General features: G+C 60.4%; 11 protein-coding genes and 1 pseudogene. 5 read left to right on the top strand and 7 right to left on the bottom strand.

Annotation, left to right across the window (positions count from 1 at the left end):
* Positions 1-129 precede the first annotated feature (129 nt).
* The 3 genes from H9S92_RS01455 to H9S92_RS01465 all read left to right on the top strand — a co-directional run bounded on the left by H9S92_RS01455 (position 130) and on the right by H9S92_RS01465 (position 3,215).
* A complete protein-coding gene (locus H9S92_RS01455; RefSeq protein ID WP_187464953.1) occupies positions 130-1,428 on the top strand; it encodes an amidohydrolase in 1,299 nt (432 codons plus the stop codon).
* Positions 1,429-1,635: 207 nt separating this feature from the next.
* Positions 1,636-1,989: a hypothetical protein gene (locus tag H9S92_RS01460; RefSeq protein WP_187464954.1), complete on the top strand. Its 354-nt coding sequence runs from the start codon at positions 1,636-1,638 to the stop codon at positions 1,987-1,989.
* A 254-nt stretch (positions 1,990-2,243) separates the two neighbouring features.
* Complete coding sequence (locus tag H9S92_RS01465) at positions 2,244-3,215, top strand: cell envelope integrity protein TolA (RefSeq protein WP_187464955.1); 972 nt, start codon at positions 2,244-2,246, stop codon at positions 3,213-3,215.
* A 110-nt stretch (positions 3,216-3,325) separates the two neighbouring features.
* Here the strand turns inward: H9S92_RS01465 and H9S92_RS01470 are convergent, their stop codons facing one another.
* Entirely contained in the window at positions 3,326-5,278 is a 1,953-nt protein-coding gene (locus H9S92_RS01470) for a glycoside hydrolase family 13 protein (protein WP_187464956.1), read from the bottom strand.
* 203 nt (positions 5,279-5,481) lie between these two features.
* Between H9S92_RS01470 and H9S92_RS01475 the strand changes: the two genes are divergently transcribed.
* Positions 5,482-7,131 carry an ArnT family glycosyltransferase gene (locus tag H9S92_RS01475; RefSeq protein WP_187464957.1) on the top strand — a complete coding sequence of 550 codons (1,650 nt, stop codon included), beginning with the start codon at positions 5,482-5,484 and terminating at the stop codon, positions 7,129-7,131.
* A 67-nt stretch (positions 7,132-7,198) separates the two neighbouring features.
* On the opposite strand, the gene H9S92_RS01480 is transcribed toward H9S92_RS01475, so the two are convergent.
* The 6 genes from H9S92_RS01480 to ggt all read right to left on the bottom strand — a co-directional run bounded on the left by H9S92_RS01480 (position 7,199) and on the right by ggt (position 16,259).
* On the bottom strand, positions 7,199-9,034 hold the full coding sequence (locus H9S92_RS01480; RefSeq protein WP_187464958.1) for a permease family protein: 1,836 nt from the start codon (positions 9,032-9,034) through the stop codon (positions 7,199-7,201).
* Complete coding sequence (locus tag H9S92_RS01485) at positions 9,031-9,975, bottom strand: aspartate carbamoyltransferase catalytic subunit (RefSeq protein ID WP_187464959.1); 945 nt, start codon at positions 9,973-9,975, stop codon at positions 9,031-9,033. Before H9S92_RS01485 ends, H9S92_RS01480 begins: the two co-directional genes overlap by 4 nt.
* Positions 9,976-10,002: 27 nt before the next feature.
* A complete protein-coding gene (gene pyrR, locus H9S92_RS01490) occupies positions 10,003-10,542 on the bottom strand; it encodes a bifunctional pyr operon transcriptional regulator/uracil phosphoribosyltransferase PyrR (RefSeq protein WP_187464960.1) in 540 nt (179 codons plus the stop codon).
* A 295-nt stretch (positions 10,543-10,837) separates the two neighbouring features.
* Positions 10,838-12,970, bottom strand: a complete 2,133-nt coding sequence (locus H9S92_RS01495) for a GNAT family N-acetyltransferase (protein ID WP_187464961.1) — start codon at positions 12,968-12,970, stop codon at positions 10,838-10,840.
* A 370-nt stretch (positions 12,971-13,340) separates the two neighbouring features.
* Positions 13,341-14,159 (bottom strand): shikimate dehydrogenase family protein, encoded by an 819-nt coding sequence (locus H9S92_RS01500; protein WP_187464962.1) that lies wholly within the window; start codon positions 14,157-14,159, stop codon positions 13,341-13,343.
* Between the two features lie 405 nt (positions 14,160-14,564).
* Complete coding sequence (gene ggt, locus H9S92_RS01505; protein WP_187464963.1) at positions 14,565-16,259, bottom strand: gamma-glutamyltransferase; 1,695 nt, start codon at positions 16,257-16,259, stop codon at positions 14,565-14,567.
* Positions 16,260-16,627: 368 nt separating this feature from the next.
* Between ggt and H9S92_RS01510 the strand changes: the two are divergent.
* A pseudogene (locus tag H9S92_RS01510) lies at positions 16,628-16,948 on the top strand (transposase); the annotation flags it as partial.

Below are 16,948 nucleotides of genomic sequence, written 5' to 3' on the forward strand. Positions count from 1 at the left end.
AGCGCCAGCTCCCTGAAGTCGGGGGCTGGCGTCTCTCATTTTTCTGCCCCCATGGCTGAAGAAGGGCGACGGGAAAACGAATAGCGGGTACTTTCCTATCTTCCCGCCTCAATCAACCGCAACAAGCATATGCGCAAGTTTTTCTTTCTCACCCTGTTGCTCGCCTTAGGCATGTTCCTGGCGGCGCAAACTGACTACGCAGCTACCGCCAAGGCAGCCGCTGCCGTGGAAAGTAAAGTCATCGCCTGGCGACACCACCTGCACGAGCATCCGGAATTGAGCAACCGCGAGTTTGAAACGGCGAAGTACGTAGAAAAGCACCTGCGCGAGCTGGGGATGGAGGTGCGCACGGGCGTAGCCTACACTGGGGTCATCGGCGTTTTGCGGGGAGGAAAGCCGGGTGGCGTCATTGCCCTGAGGGCGGATATGGATGCGCTGCCCGTTGTGGAGGCCGTCGATTTACCTTACGCCTCTAAGGTCCGGACCACCTACCTCGATCAGGAAGTGGGTGTGATGCACGCCTGCGGGCACGATACGCACGTAGCGATGTTGATGGGGGCGGCTGAAATCCTTAGCCAGCGCAAAGCCGAACTGGCGGGTACGGTGGTGTTCATCTTCCAGCCCGCCGAAGAAGGCCCGCCCGTGGAGGAAGGTGGCGGCGCCAAAATGATCGTCGACCAGGGCATCCTGGAAGAATACGGCGTACAAACGGCCTTTGGCATCCACATCAATTCCCAGACGCCCATTGGGCACGTCAACTACAAACCCGGCGGGGCCATGGCGGCCAGCAACACCTTTGAAATTAAGGTGAAGGGCAAACAGGCCCACGGCTCCGCACCCTGGGCCGGGGTAGACCCCGTGGTGGCCGCCGCGCAAATCATCCTGGGCCTCCAGACGATCGTCTCCCGGCAGATGGAATTGACCAAGGAGCCGGCCGTCATCAGCGTCGGTAAAATCACCGGTGGCGTGCGGAGCAACATCATCCCCGATGAAGTCACGATGATCGGCACCATCCGTACCCTTGACCGCGACATGCAAAAAGACATCTTCGAGCGCATCCGCACTACGGCTACCCACATTGCCGCCTCCAGCGGTGCCGAAGCTACCGTCACCATTCAGGAAGGTACCCTCATCACTTACAACGACCCCGAGATCACCCGCCAGCTGATGCCCACCGTGGTAGCCACTGCGGGCGAAAACAACGTCCACCTCGTCCGTCCCATCACCGGAGCGGAAGACTTTTCCTTCTACGCCGCCAAAGTGCCCAGTCTCTTCATCTTTCTGGGGGGAATGGACCCGGCAATGGACCGCAACGAGGCCCCCGGCCACCACACGCCACAGTTCCGTATTGACGACCGGGGAATGAAACTGGGGGTAGAACTTTACACCAATATTGCGCTGGATTACCTGCAACAGGCCCGCAAATAAATTTTTAGCGTGAGGTTGAGCCCTTGTATTAAGCAGAACTAACAGGTCTTCAACGGTCTTTAGAAGGCAGTACTGGAGTTCGGTAGTTCGGTAGTAATGTAGTTCGATACTAGCGAAATAAAGAACCGTTGCGATCTAAGCAGCTGAAAACCAGCGAATACCTACCTTACATCTCTCCAACCTGACGTTTTTTACCCTCCGCTGCCCATGACGATCTTCCTCTACGTATTTGCCATCATCCTGCTCGCTGCGGGGGCCTACCATTTTTACAACCCGGGCTTTTACCATCCCTTCATGCCCGAGTGGTTCCCTAAGTCTCTGGCCAATACGGCGGGAGGACTGGCGGAGTTACTCATCGGGGCAGGTTTATTGCTGCCCGTTACCCGTCCCTTTGCCGTCTGGGCGGCCCTGGCCCTCATGGTGGTGTTTTTGCCGCTGCACGTCATTGATTTGCTGCGGGAGCGGCCCGTGATTGGTTCCAAGCTGATTGCGGTGGTGCGCTTGCTGCTCCAGTTCGCCCTGATTGCCGCCCTCTGGTTGGCCGCCCGGGAGAGCAGGTAGTTGGGGGCAGCATTTCTGCGGGCCGTTGGACTCGCCTGGCTTGCCCCTGCGGGCGGACCGACCCGGCACCTGCGGCCGCGCCCGAAACATAAAGAATTGTTAATGAGCTCCTTAGGTGTTGGGTAGCGTTCCAACAATGCGGGAGTCGCTACGTTAAGGAAAAGATACCGCGGGCTGTAAAAGCATTTTCTTGCATACTATTATGCATTCCTGCTTAGTTTTACATCTACCTCTTTTACGCTAAAAATTTCACCATGGATGCGCAACTCACTGCAACGGAATTAAAGGGCGATCGCCGGGGTAAAATTGCCGCCGGCATTGGCTTCATTCTTTTCGTTTTGCTGCTCGTCATTCCGATGTTTTACCACATGAACCCGCCGCCGGGCCAGCCGGGCATTCTGGTGAACCTTGGTTTTGTTGATCAGGGGCAGGGTGAAGAAAACGCCGGCCCCACGGCACCCTCCGAACCCGAAGAGGTGGTGGAGCCTACGCCCTCCGAAGCGACACCTCCGCCCCCTCCGCCGCCAGCCGCTGCCCCAGACCCTGCGCCGCAGCAACGGGACGTCATCCAGCAGGAAGACCCCAGCGAAGTAGCCCTGCGGCAGCAAAAAGCCCGCGAGGAAGCCGCTAAGAAAGCCGCCGAACAACAGCGCCAACGCGAAGCCGCCGCCGAAGCCCAACGCGTGGCAGACGCCAACGCCGCCGAACGCCGCCGCCAGGAAGCCGCCGCCGAAGCCCAGCGCCGCCTGGACGCCCAGGAGGCCGAACGCAAGCGCCAGCAAGCCGCCGAAGCCGCCCGCCGCAAGGCCGAAGAAGACGCAACCAAAAACCAGATCGGCGGCCTCTTCGGCTCCGGAGGAGGACGGGGCAACACCGGCACCGCCGGCAATCAGGGCGTGAACAACGGTGACCCCAACGCCGGTGCCCTCAGCGGACTTTCCAGTGGCAGCGGCCGTGTATCCGGTGGTCTGGGTGGTCGTGGCGTACTCAAAAGCCCCGCCGTGCGCGAAAATTCTCAGGTCTCCGGAACCGTGGTGGTCAGCGTTTGCGTAGACCCCAATGGCAATATCGTCGAGGCCAAGTACACCCAGGCAGGCAGTTCCACGGCCGACCCCAACCTCGTGCGCGCCGCCATCAACAACGCCGAAAGCTGGAAATTTAAAGCCGACCCCGCCGCACCCGCCCGGCAGTGTGGTAAGATTACTTACGAGTTTAAAGTGCAGTAGGGCCGCTGGTCGCGGGAGTACCCCGGATTCCGGACGCTTCGCATCCTCCATCCGGGGTTATTCAGGTTGGACCCTTACCGGGGTCGGGAAGGGACTTTCCCATTTGGGAACTACTTTCTCAAGAGGCGCAGTACCCGCGTTTCTTTGCCTGCCAGTGTTAAGCCTGCCAGATTAGTTGCTTCGCTGCCGCGCGTCAAATCTTCGCCGCGTTGGAAGCCGCTCAGCATTTGGGTGTAAGGACTCAGGTCCGTCAGCTTTCGTTCCGTGGCGTTGCCGTTGAAGACGACCATTACGGTCTCATCGCCTGCGTGGCGGAAGAAAACGTAGACGCCGTCGCGGGGGAGGAACTGGGTGAGTTGGCCGGTGGTCAGGGCCGCGCTTTGCTTGCGATAGTTGGCCAGGTTTTTCACGAAGGTGAAGACCTCTTGTTCCGTTGCATTGCGATCGGCCGCGGTAAACAGATTGCGCGCATCGCCGGGGAAACCGCCCGGGAAATCGACGCGCCCGCCTTCGCCAAAAGCGCCGCCCGCGCCGGCAAAAGCCAGCTCGGTTCCGTAGTAAATCATCGGGATGCCCCGCAGGGTGAGCAGGAGCGCCAGGCTGCTTTTGACCTTCACCAGGTCGCCGTCGTAAACGGTGTAGAGCCGCGCCAGGTCGTGGTTGTCCAGAAAAGTGACGTTTTGCCCGGGGTGTTCGTAGAGGTAATCCTGGGCCAGGGTGTAGTAGATGCGCAGCACGCCGTCGGTCCAGCCCGGGTCCTTGCTCATCGCCTCATTGATGGCGTAGTAGAGTTGGAAGTCGGTAACGCCGGGCAGGTGGCTGTCCAGGCGCTGATTGATCGCCTGTCCGCCGGTGAACCAGGCCTGGACGGCGGGGCCGTGGACCCAGGTTTCCCCGAAGATGCCGAGGTGGGGGATTTCTTCCCGCAGCCGCCGGTTCCACTCGGCCATGAAGTCGGCGTCGGGGTAAGCGTAGGTATCAATGCGAAAGGCGTCCTGGCCGCTGAAGAGCGTCCACCAGATGCTGTTCTGGATGAGGTAGCTGGCGAGGTGGGCCTGGTGCTGGTTCAGGTCGGGCATGTGTTTGTCAAACCAGCCGTCGGTCATCAGGCGGCGGTCGTATTCACTTGCGTTGGGGTCGAGTAGGGTGGTGGCGCGGTAAGTCGTCTGGGTGTATTCCGGCCACTGGTGGATCCAGTCGGCGCTGGGAAGGTCTTGGATTTGGTAGTGCTGGTCACCCACGTGATTGAAGATGACGTCCATCACCACTTTAATGCCGCGGGCGTGGGCCTGGTCGACGAGTTCGCGGTAGAGGGCGTTGGTGCCCAGCCGGGGATCGATGCGGTAGTGGTCGGTGACCGCGTAGCCGTGGTAACTTTGGTAGGGTTGGTCGTTTTCCAGGACGGGGTTGAGCCAGAGGGCGGTGACGCCAAGGTCGGCCAGGTAATCGAGCTTATCGATGATGCCCTGGAGGTCGCCGCCGTGACGGAACAGGAATTTCTGGCGGTTCACGAGGGTATCGGTGCTGCCTGCGACGCGGTCATTGCCGGGGTCGCCGTTGGCGAAGCGATCGGGCATGATCAGGTAAATCAGGTCGGCGGGGCTGAGGGAGCTGCGGCCGGTCCATTCCTTCCGGGGGTGGGCCTGGAGTTCGTAGGGAATGTTTTTGGTGGCGCGGCCGCGGGATGCAAGGCGCAGTTGAAAGGAGCCGGGGGAGGTCCCCGGGCTGATGTACAGGCCTACGAAGAGGTAGTTGGGGTTGGCCAGCCGCCGGACGTACTCTACTACCACCCCGGGGTAATCTACCGTCACGGCATCATTTTCCGCCACGTTGCGGTCGTAGATCAGGATTTCCAGGCGGGGGTCGACCATATCCGTCCACCAGTTCAGCGGCTCTACGCGCGGGCTCGGGTTGGTCAGCCCCGTCGGTTCCCGCAGGCGATACTGCGAGAGTTCGGTGCCCAGCGGCAAATGTTGCATCGGGTCATCATTGAAAACGGGGCTTTGCTGGGCCCGGCAGGCATTGCACACCAGCAGGAGCAAGGAGAGGTACAAAAACTTCATGGCAAGATCGGATCAAGGGGAAGAAACTCAGAATGCGTAATGATAAGGCATCGCCGGGAAACAGGTAGGATTTTGATGGTGGGAATAGCGGAGGATTGCCTGGTGAGGATGGCGACGCGCCTAGGGGAACGTGCTTGCTCCTCTTTCAAGTGATTGCGTAGCATCGTGCAGCGCCAGCTCAAAAACCTACCCTACCTTGCGGCATGGCTTCGAAAGCGCGCTTCTTCCCTTACGCTGGCTTAGGTGCCGCTGCCTTAATCGTGGTGGCCTACCACTGGTTTGGCTACTACGGCCACTACGGCTACGATGATATGGAGTACGCGCGCATCGCGGCCGAGACGGCCTGGGGGGCGATGCCCTGGGACAACAACCACTACAATTTCCGCTGGACGGTCACCCTCCCTACCGCTTTGTTTTACGCCCTTTTCGGGGTCAACGACAGCAGTTCGGCCATCTTTCCGATGGCCATGCTGCTGGTGTTATGTGGCTTGCTTTGGGCAACGTTGCGGCGCTACTGGGGCGGGGCGGCGGTGCTGCTGGGGCTGGCCTTTTTGCTGGGCAACCAGTGGCTGCTGTTTTACTCCGATAAGCTGATGCCCGATCTCTACGTCGTGGTGGGCGGCGTTGCGGCGGCCCTGGTGTACTACCGCCAGCGGACTCGGACGACGGCGGGTGGGGAACGATGGGCGGCGCTGTGGTTTTCTCTCAGCCTGTTCTTCGGTTTTTTGGCGAAACTGAGCCTGGTTTTTTTCGTTCCGGCGTTTCTGCTGGTGCTGGGCGGCGACCTGCTCCAACGCCGCTTGCTGCGGTTTTGGGGCTGGGTGTTGGGCTTCACGGTACTGCTGGGGGCGAGCTACGGCCTGTTGTTTTGGGTACAGACGGGGGATCCAATTTTTCGCTACCATGCCATTGTTGCCAACGGCTATTTCCTGCCCGATTGCAGCTACGACCAGTTGCCGCTGGCCATGACTTTGCGGCGGATCAGCTACCAGCTTCCGGAACTGTTCCTCCGTCATTATTTCCTGACTACCTTACTGGCCGTGCCGATTGCGGTGGGGCAATTATGGGGTTCTGGTCGAGCAAAAGTGCATCCCTCCAGCCCCTTTTTCGCCCGCTTTTTTCTGGTGCTGTTGCTGGCGGCCAATTTTCTCAGCGTCAGTCCCCGGGCCTACGCGCCACTGTGCCTGGACCCGCGGCACTACTTGTTTTTGGTGCCTTTTGCTGCCCTGGTTGCTGCGCCGACCTGGTACGACCTCTTGCGTTCTGGCAAAGGGGCGGGGTGGTTGGCGGTCTGGACGACGCTTCTGGCCGTTGTCGCCTACGGACTTGGAATTGCCTGCTGGCCCTATGCTTTGCTGGCGATGGTGGCCACTGGGCGTGCGGTTTTGCCCCGCCGGGAGTTGCCGCGCTGGGCGACGTTAAGCCTCGCCGCAGTCACCGTCGTGGCGCTGGCCTGGGCACCCTGGCGGGCGGCGGCGTACGCCCGGACCGTCCCATACCCCGCCCAGCGTGCCCTGTATTACGATTTTCTGGCCCAACAAGCCCCGGGAACACTGGTGCTGACTGACCACGTCCAGGCCAATTACGGCGAATACTACGGCGGTTTTAAAGCGGAGAACGGGCCCATCTTCTTGCGCTTTGGCCAAGAAAAAGAGACACCGGAAACTGGCGGGCAAACTTTTTTGCTCCTCAACTGGCACACCCAAATGCAGAGTAGTTTGCGGTGGGACGACCTGCCCGCCTACGCCCGCGAAGCCGAAAATCGCTACGGTCCGCCCATCCACACGGCAACGGGACTCCAGCTTTTTGCCCTCCCGAAGGCGGCAGCGGATAGTTTGCTGCGGGGCGATTAGGCTTTGGTAATGGCGCGGTCGCAGGTGCCGGGAAAGTTGGAGAAGCAGGGGACGTCCGGGCCCCCGTTCAGTATAAGAGTTCGGAGCGGAAGGTCCGCACCACCATGCTGTCCTGGCAGAGATTCCAGACGTACTGCTTAACCTCATCACCCGCTTGCCAGCCCGGCAGGCTGATGGCGAAGGATAAGCTATCGAGCGCGGGCGTATCCATGGTGGGGGGGATTTTGACCTGGACCCACTTCAGGACTTCCCCGCCCCGCCGGTGCTCGGTGACGATGCTGGGCAGCCGCCATTTGTCGAAGCTTTCGCCGTAGTAGGAATAGCGGCAGTGGGTGCGGAGCCAGGGCGTTGGGCTTAGTTTCTCGCCAGAACGGTAAGTAAGGAGGTTGGTGAACTCACGGCGGGCTTTGGGGGGAACGTTGACCAGGGTATCCACCGCAGGCAGGGCCAGGCTTTGGTAGTCTCTGGCCGGTAATTTCTCGTTGGTATCGAGGTAAACGCGCTGCTTTTTATCGAGGTAGGTTTGGCCAAACACTTCCCAGTAGTAGGTGCGGTTGGTGAAATCGAGGGGGATGATCCGGCGGTTGTATTGCCAGTGCTGAAAAAGGTTGAGGGTGGCGAGGCTGGCTACCAAGAGGAACATTGTGAGGAGTGGCCAGCCCGGCGCTTGGGTCCACCACCTTGCTTTTCCCCCCTGTGGGGGGGTAGGGGGGGTAACGTCCCTGGCACCTGCGTTCCGCGCCCAGTTGCTTACCCACTGGAAAAAGGCGGCCAGCGGGAGGGCCAGTAGCGCGTAACTCTGCACGACGGGCCGGCTGCCGAAACTGTCTCCGTACCACCAGATGTGCCAGCTGAAAACGAGGTAACAATTGGCCAGCGTGAAGCCCAGCACCGGCCAGAACCAGGGCCGCAGCCGCGCCACGAACCACAGGCGAGCGATGCCCGCCAGCGCCAGCACCATGAGGGGCGTGTACACCAGCCAACCCCGCCGGTAACCCAGGAAGCCTTCGTAAAGATGGGGCGAAAGCCAGTCGAAACCCAGCCCCGCGTAGCCATCGCGGAACCACAGCCCCGTGGCCGCACGGTAGTAGAGGAGCTGCAGGCTGAAGACCAGCGCCGCCACGGCCACGATGGACACGGTGCGCAGAAAATTGCGCCGCAGCGTTGCCCAATTGCGCAAACCGTAGAGGGCAGGAAGGGCAAAGACGACGATTTCGGAACTCCGGACCAGGCACAGCAGCCCCGCGAGCAGTCCACACACCACCGCACCGCGCCAGCGATAGTCTTCCTCCTGCCAACGCTGAAAATGGTAGAGAAAGGCAGCGTAGAGGGCAAAAAGGTAGCCGTGGGTGAGGTCGGGCGACTCCACAAAATAGTAAAAAAGGTTGGTCGCCAGTCCTACGCCGAGCAAGGTCAGGGCCACTACCGGGTCGGGAAAAAAAGAGAGTAACCAGCGGCGGAGGTAGCGCAGGCCCAGCCAGGCGAAGAGTAAAGACATCAGCACTACCGCCAGTTGGTAAGGGTAGCTCATGCCGTCTGCTTCCGCCACTCCGCTGCTCACCACGAGCAGGTCGGTGAGCAAAAACGCGGGGGCCCAGAGCAGGGCCAGGCCCAGGTTGTAGATCGGGAAACGCCCGCCCGCTTCGGTCGGCATCAGCTGGTACTCCGTATCGCTGATGGGGTAGTTGGCGTAGTGGTCAGTGGCGAAGGCCAGGGAATCCGTATCGCCGTAGATGAACAGGGCGGGCAAGTAAACGTAGTAGCCGTAGCCATCCCAGTTGACGACGTTGGTGGTGCCGGAAAAAACGTTGTTGCGAATCAGAGAAGTGGCCGCAACGATGGTAAAAACCAGCCAGAAGGCAAGCTTGCTCAGCGTGGCGTTATGGTCGGTGCCGCTGCTCACGCTTCCTTGCGCCGGGCGGCGAGGAGGTAGAGAACGGCCATGCGCACGGCCACGCCATTTTCCACCTGCTCCAGGATGATGCTGTGTTTGCTGTCGGCTACTGCGGTATCAATTTCGACGCCACGGTTGATGGGGCCGGGGTGCATGATGACGACCGGTTTGGTGAGGCGATCGACGCGCTCGCGGGTGATGCCAAAGTAGCGGTTGTATTCCCGCAGGCTGGGGATGAACTTGGTGTCCTGGCGCTCCAGCTGGATGCGCAGGACGTTGGCGACGTCGCACCAGGCCAGGCTTTCGTCCACGTCGTAGCTCACCTCAACGCCCAGGGAAGCGATGTGCTTGGGGATGAGGGTCGGGGGGCCGCAGACCCGGACCTTGGCCCCCAGCAACTGGAGGCAGAAGATATTGGAGAGGGCGACGCGGGAGTGGGTGATGTCGCCAAAGATGCAGACGTGTTTGCCACGGAGCTCGCCGCCGAGGGCATCGCGCATGGAGAAGGCGTCGAGCAGGGCCTGCGTGGGGTGTTCGTGGGTACCGTCGCCCGCGTTAACGATGCTGGCCCCGATGCGGGAAGCCAGGAAATGGTGAGCACCAGGGGCGGGGTGGCGCATGACGACCATGTCGACTTTCATCGCCAGGATGTTGTTGACGGTATCGAGCAGGGTTTCGCCTTTCTTGACCGAAGAGCTGGAGGCACTGAAGTTGACGGTATCGGCGCTGAGTCTTTTCTCGGCCAGTTCGAAGCTGATGCGGGTACGCGTGGAATTCTCGAAGAAGAGGTTCGCTACGGTGATGTCGCGCAGGCTGGGTACTTTTTTGATGGGCCGGTTGATGACTTCCTTAAACTCCCGGGCGGTATCGAGGATGAGCTCCACGTCGGCTGCCTGTAAGTATTTGATGCCGAGTACGTGATGGGTAGAAAGTTGCTGATCAGAAGCCATGGGCGGAGGTCTCGGTAGGCGGAGGGCTTAGGAGCCGGTGAGGAGGATTTGGTCGGTTCCGTCCGTCTGGGCCCACTGCACCTGAACGTATTCGTCGTGCAGGGTATCGACGGAAATGCCCCGGTAATCGGCCCGGACGGGAAGGGTGCGCCGGAAGCGTCGGTCGACCATCACGAGGAGTTCCACCTGGGCGGGGCGGCCGAAGTGGTTGAGGGCCGTCAGCGCACTAACGGTGGTCCGGCCGCTGTAGAGGACATCGTCAACCAAGACCACCCGTTTCTCTTCGACGAGGAAGTCGATCTCCGTTTTCAGGGGCGTGAGCGGCCCGCGGGCGGTGCGGAAATCGTCGCGGTAGAAGGTGATGTCCAGCTTCCCAAAATCGAAGTCACTAACGCCCATCGTGGCCAGGCGATCGCGCAGGCGTTCGGCCAGGGGGACGCCGCCAGCCTGGATGCCGATGAGGCAAGTATTGGCAAAGTCGCCATGCTCCTCGATGAGGTGGCGGCAGAGGCGCTCGATGGTCAGGGCGAAGCGCTCGCGGTCGTGGATGATGCGCGGGGCGGGCATGGCGCGAAGGTAGGGAAAGATGTCAGATGTTTGATGTAAGATGTCAGATGTTTGATGTCAGATGTCAGATGTCAGATGTCAGATGTTGCACCGACTGTTGGAGGGTGTTTAAAAATGTGTGTCTGCCATAAAAATCAGACATCGAGTCATGGCAAACGAAAAGGGACTGTTCATCAAAGTGCCCCTATTGAACTATGAACTATGAACTATGAACTATGAACTATGAACTATGAACTATGAACTATGAACTATGAACTATGAACTATGAACAAGTAGTGCTCAATCAACTTCACCGTCAACCCATGCGCCGCAGCTTATCCAATAGCACCGCAATCTTGAGATTTAGCCTGCTCCCTGCGTCGAAGTACTGGCCATCGAGGACGAGGTGGCCTTGCTCAATGCGGGGCGGATCCATGGTCGTGAAGGTGGCGCTGCCGGCGGGCTGCAGGACATTTTTCCAGTAGATGCCGCTGTCGGTGACGGCAAAGCCGTTCTTTGCCTGGCTGATCAGGCTTTGGTCGCAGATGAAAAACACGCGCTCGTCGCGGGCGGCGCGGAGGAAAGAGGTGGTGGCATTTTTGAGGGCCCGGGTGGGCATCACTACGAAGTCGGTGTAGACGCGCTCGGATTCGGAGGCGAAGTCGAGGTAATCCATGACGAGTCGGAAGAGATCGGCCACTTCCCAGTCGACGGATTGGTGGCGGAGCAGGCGTTGGGGCAGCAGGTGGCCGTGGAGGTCGGCGGCGGTTTCGGCCAGGAAGTATTCGGTGAGGTCGGCCAGGATGTTCCTCCGGCGGACCCGGCTGGCGGCGGTGTTTCCCTGTTCGCCCAGCCAGGTGGAGAGCTTGGCGAGGCTGCCGTCGCGGACTTGCTGAAAGGCGATGCTGCTGTCCAGGCGGTCCAGGTATTTCGTCAAATGCCGCTGCCCGAAGTAGGCCACGACCCGCTCGCTGAGGTATTCCCGGAAGGCGGTTTTTAAGTCGGCCGGATTATTGCCCGGGGCAGCACCGTTCCGCATTTTTTCGGTACTATCCTGCGCGGTAGAAGCATTGTTACGCGGGGTTGCTGCGGCGGGTTCCGCTTTGTTGGGCGGAGGCGTCTTAGGTTGGGCCTGCGGGGTAGGTTCTGTGACTGGGGGGATTTCTTCCAGAACCAGGAAATCTTCTTCCGGGGCGCGGTCGCCCGTGTCACCTGCGCTGGGTTCAGGCTGGGGGAAGCCGCAGGTGAAGCAAAAACGGGCGGAGATGGGTAGGGACGTTTGGCAGTCGGGACAATGCTTGGTCTGCACGGACTCGGAAACTGCGGGGGCAGCGTTGGCGGGTTTGGGCTGGGGTGGCGGCGTTTTCTTGGGGGATTCCTCGGGCTTGGGTTGGCTTTGAGTAGGGGTAGACGGAGTTCCTTCGGGGGTGGTGCCGGAATCAAAGGCAAACTCAAAAGACGCAGTGGCGGGAACTGGGTTGGGGGATGGCGCTGCCCGTTCCGTAGGCTTTTCCACGGGGTGAGGGGTACGGGAGATGGTTTCGACCTTATCTCCGAAGTCTACTTCAAACTCGATCATCCGGTGGGCGGGGGAGGGGCCGGACGGTGGCGTGGAGTGGTCGCTGCGGGAAGAGGCAGGTGGGCTGGCGGGACGGCTGGGGGCAGCGGGTTCTGGTATTTTATCGGCCAGCCCCTTCGCGGCGCGGGCCCGGGCGATGAAGGCTTCCAGGACGCTCAGTTGGTCTTCGGTGAGGCTGCTTTCTTCGGCCGGAGTGGCGGGGATTTCCTCGGCGCGGAGGGCATTTTCGCCCGTTTCGAAGAGAGGGGCATCGTCCGTGGTCAGCCGATAATCGGGGAGGGATTCAAAGACGGGCTCGTCGGCTTCGGTGGGGAAGTCGTAGTAGTCGTCCGCCGCCGGGCTTTCCGCCGGGGCCGCGGGGGCGGCGGTTTTTGGCAGGCGTTCGAAGGCTTCCCGGAGCAGCAGTTTGCGGGGAATGGCGAAGGCTCCGGTGGTTTCACCGGTATCGACGAAGCCTTGCTTGGCGAAAAAGGAGAGGGCCCGCTCGTTGTAGTAGCGGATGCAGGCGGAGACGGCACGGTCGCGACCAATGAAGTCGGTGGCCATTTCCATCAGTTCCGCCCCAACGCCCTTGCCCCAGTGGGCGCGTTTGACGATCAGGCGTTTGATCTCGGCGTAGGCGCGCGGACTGGCATCGACGACCACGTAGCCCGCCAGGGTTCGCGTTTTGCCGTCGATGGCCACGAAGACGGCGTGGTGGGGCAAATCGAGGGCTTCCACGACTTCGGTACGGGCCAGTTCAATTAAAGCGTCGTTTTCTTCCCGCTGGGCGTCGGTGAGCCCCGGGTGGTCGAATGCAGGGAAGATCGCCTGCCAGACGAAGGTCTCGAGGTGGTCAAAATCGGCTAGCCTTGCGGGACGAAGCGTCATGGCTTGGGTTGGAAAAGTTTGGAAATGCAAGCGTGCGAAGGCAAATATAACATTTGTTGTTTAAAATGTTTGTGTTTTTGGGGTAAGAAACAAAAAATTTTATTTAGCCCATGGAGTGGCATGGAGTTGGGCATGGAGTTAATTGGAGTTTGGTGAGGTGGAGACCTTGCACGTCGAGGGGGCATGAGCATCTTTCCTGCGACGTAGAACGCCTTGACCTCACCTGACACTGCGACGTAGAACGTCTTGACCTCACCTGACACTGCGCAGCCCCAAACTTAGTGTTCTTAGTGTCCTTAGTGGTGAAAAACGGTGCAGGCGTGAAACGGCTCAAATATTGCTGCGACGTAAAACGTCTTGACCTCACGGCTCAACTAAGTTTTACTCCGCCAGTATTTTCCCAAATCTTCCAACCCGCCTCCGCCTGCCGCTCCAGCATGCCCTGGCCGTTGGCCACGGCGGCACCGGCGTTGCGGGATTGCTCCAGGAAGCGGGTCACGGCGGGGTTGTAGACCAGGTCGTAGCAAAAGTGGGCGGGCCCCAGGGCGGCGTAGGGGAGGGCAGGGCAGCCATCGACCTTGGGGGCCATGCCGAGGGGGGTGGTGTTGATGATGAAGTGGTAGTCGAGCAGCAGATCCGGGGTAATTTGCTCGTAGCTGATCTGCCCGGGACCGGGGGTGCGGCTGACGCCCAGCGTGCTCATTCCCAGTTCGCGGAGGGCTTCGTGGACGGCCAGGGAGGCGCCGCCAGTGCCTAAAACGAGGGCCGATGATTCCTCCAGGAAAGTGTTCAGCAGGTCGTCGTTGGTAGGCAGCCCGAAGGCCCGTTCTGTCCAGTTCCACTCCCGGAGGTGGTGCAGGAGGTCATCCCGGAAGCCGAAGTAATCGGTATTGAAGCCTGTGCTCCGCCCGGCGGCGTCGAAGCGGATGCAGTTGACGGCACCGATGCGCGCTGCCACGGGGTCGAGGGCGTCCAGGTAAGGAATAATCGCCTGCTTGTGGGGGATGGTGACGTTGCAGCCGCGCAGATCGGGGTACTGGGTCCGCAGCTCTTGGAAACCGGCTACGTCCTCCATTTCAAAGTTGAGGTACTGGTGGGTGTTGGAAAGGCCCAGGCGGGCGAACTTTTCCGTGAAGTAGGGGCGGGAGAAGGAGTGGGAGAGGGGGTAGCCCAGGAGTCCGAAGGTCATGCTTCAATGAGTGAATGCGTGAATGCGTGAATGCGTGAATGAGTGACCGCCGTAGGCAGCAGCGCAGCTAATGGGCTACCGCACTGGATAGGCTGCCGCAAGATAGGCTTCCGCAGTAAATATGCTGGCCGTTCCCGAAAAGACCCGGTTGAGGGTGTCCCCACCCGAAACGGACTGTACGTCGCAGTAAATATGCTAGCCGTTCCCGAAAAGACCCGGTTGAGGGTGTCCCCACCCGAAACGTGGACATTCGGGTGGGGACACCCTCAGCCGGGATTCGATCGTTAATCCGGGAAATTGGGTGTTTTTAGGTTTTTTGGGGACTGGGTGGGCCTTTGCTCCTTGTCCTTACTCCCCCCTTCGGGGGGGCCGGGGGGGAGCACCTGCGGCCGCGCCCTAAAAAAATCAGTACCCCGCCACGTCGTCGTCGGGGTTGCGGTGGTCGCCGGCGGCAACGAGGGTACCGTCGGGGCGGCGCTGGATGGCCTTGATGACGGCCATGGCGTTGACCTCCCGCAGCTGGTGGCCCATGGCGGCGAGGGAATCGCGGACGCCACCGGCCAGGGCACCTTGTTCGTAAATGACCTGATCGGGCAACCACTGGTGGTGGAAGCGGGGCGCCGCCACGGCCGCGGGCAGGTCCATACCGTATTCAACGACGTTGAGGAAGGTCTGGAGGACGGCCGTGATGATCGTGGAGCCGCCGGGCGCGCCGAGGACCATAAACAGGGCACCGTCTTTTTCGATGATGGTGGGTGTCATGCTCGAAAGCATCCGCTTGCCGGGTTGGATGGCGTTGGCCTCCTTGCCCACCAGGCCGAACATGTTGGGGACGCCGGGTTTGGCGCTGAAGTCGTCCATCTCATTGTTGAGGAAAAAGCCGGCGCCGTCGACCATCACCTTGCTGCCAAAATTGCCGTTGAGGGTGGTGGTGATGGATACGGCGTTGCCCGCCGCATCGACGATGCTGATGTGGGTGGTCTCGAAGGTTTCATCCATCGAGCCGCTGATGATGACGGGGGCCACGGAAACGCCGGCGGTGTCGGGCCGGAAGTCGGCCATGCGCCCGCGCAGGTAGGCGTCGTTGAGCAGGGAATCTACCGGAATGGGGTAAAAATCGCTGTCGCCCAGGTACTCGGCGCGGTCGGCGTAGGCCCGCCGCATGGCCTCGACGGTGAGGTGGACGCTGCGGGTGGATTGGAAACCGTAGTCGGCCAAAGGATAAGGCTCCAGCATTTCGACCATCTGGGCCAGGCAGATGCCGCCGCTGCTGCTGGGGGGCATGGAAATGATGCGGTAGTCCTTATAGTTTTTGGTGATGGGTTCGCGCCAGACGGGGGTGTAGTCGCGCAGGTCATCGTCGGTGATGAGGCCGCCGCCAGACTGCATTTCGGCGACGATCAGCTGGGCGGTTTGGCCGGTGTAGAAGCCGGCGGCGCCGTGGTCGCGGATGCGTTCGAGGGTTGCGGCGAGGTCTTTTTGCTGCACGAGGCTTCCCTCCACCACGGTGGTATCGGAAAAGGGCGTTTGTGCGTTGAATTCGGCAAAATCGGCGTGGTAAGCTTTGATGCGGTTCACCTCCGCCTGGCTCAGGCGATAGCCGTTGGCGGCCAGATCGATGGCGTAGGCCACCAGTTCATCCCAGGGTTTGGTGCCGTATTTGCGGTGCATCGTCTCGATGCCCGCCACGGTGCCGGGGACGCCGACGGCCAGGTGGCCCCGGGTGCTGAGGTTGGCCACGACATTGCCCAGGGAATCGAGGTACATGTTCCGGCTGGCGGCGGCGGGTGCTTTTTCGCGGTAGTCGAGGGCGGCAATGCTTCCGCCGGCGGCGCGGTAGACCAAAAATCCGCCGCCCCCGAGGTTGCCGGCCCGGGGGTAGACCACGGCCATGGCCAGTTGTACGGCCACCGCCGCATCAATGGCGTTGCCTCCGCTGCGGAGTACTTTCAGGCCCACTTCCGTCGCCAGCGGGTGGGGCCCGACAATGGCTGCCGTCGGAAAATCTCCCGACTTCTCCGCCACGTAATCCAGTTTAGGAGCCGTCTCGCAGGCCGCGCACAGGAGGGCCAGGAGCAAAAGTTGGGCAAACGTCTTCAATGGGTGTGTTTTTGGTGAGGAAAGCGCCAAGTTAAAGGTAAATTGTGGGTGGGGTGGGGGGATTTTTTTTGCGCTGGCGCTGGTGCTCCCCCCCGACCCCCCGAAGGGGGGAGTTGGTTGGCCACCCAACCCCCAAAGGGGGAGGAGCGAGGGGGGGGAGAGGAGGGTGGGTTTTGGCGGGGGGATGAGTTAGTGGATGTTTTTTATACCCACTTGTTTTTTACCATTATTTGCTCAAGCCTTAATTTTTCTTCTTCCATGGAGTCTCTCAAGTTCAATGGTCCGCTACGGTTTGAGGCAACACTTTAGCAAAGTATGCATATAAAGAGGGCAAGCCCTATCTTGTTGGTTCCTTACACCGTACAGATATGACTTGCCCAACGAAGATCGAAATCCTCGTCGCCTCAATTTTGCAAAAACTTCCTGGTATTTCCGCATGGCGCTACCGCTTTTTGCTCCATCTTTTCGTTTTGTGGCCCTCAATGATTGGCCGACGGAACTTTGTCAACCTAGGTCGTCAAGGCGAATATTCTGAGTTCACTTACCGTAAGCACTTTGGTAAACGCATGGATTGGCTGGGCTTCAACAGAGAGTTGAGCGAGCCGTTTTTAGGCCCCAACCGTATCATTGCTCTCGACCCCTCATACCTGAGTAAGAGTGGCAAGCATACTGCTGGAGTCGGTTATTTT

Origin of the sequence: Neolewinella lacunae (assembly GCF_014349155.1) — a bacterium.
Taxonomy (GTDB): Bacteria; Bacteroidota; Bacteroidia; order Chitinophagales; family Saprospiraceae; genus Neolewinella; species Neolewinella lacunae.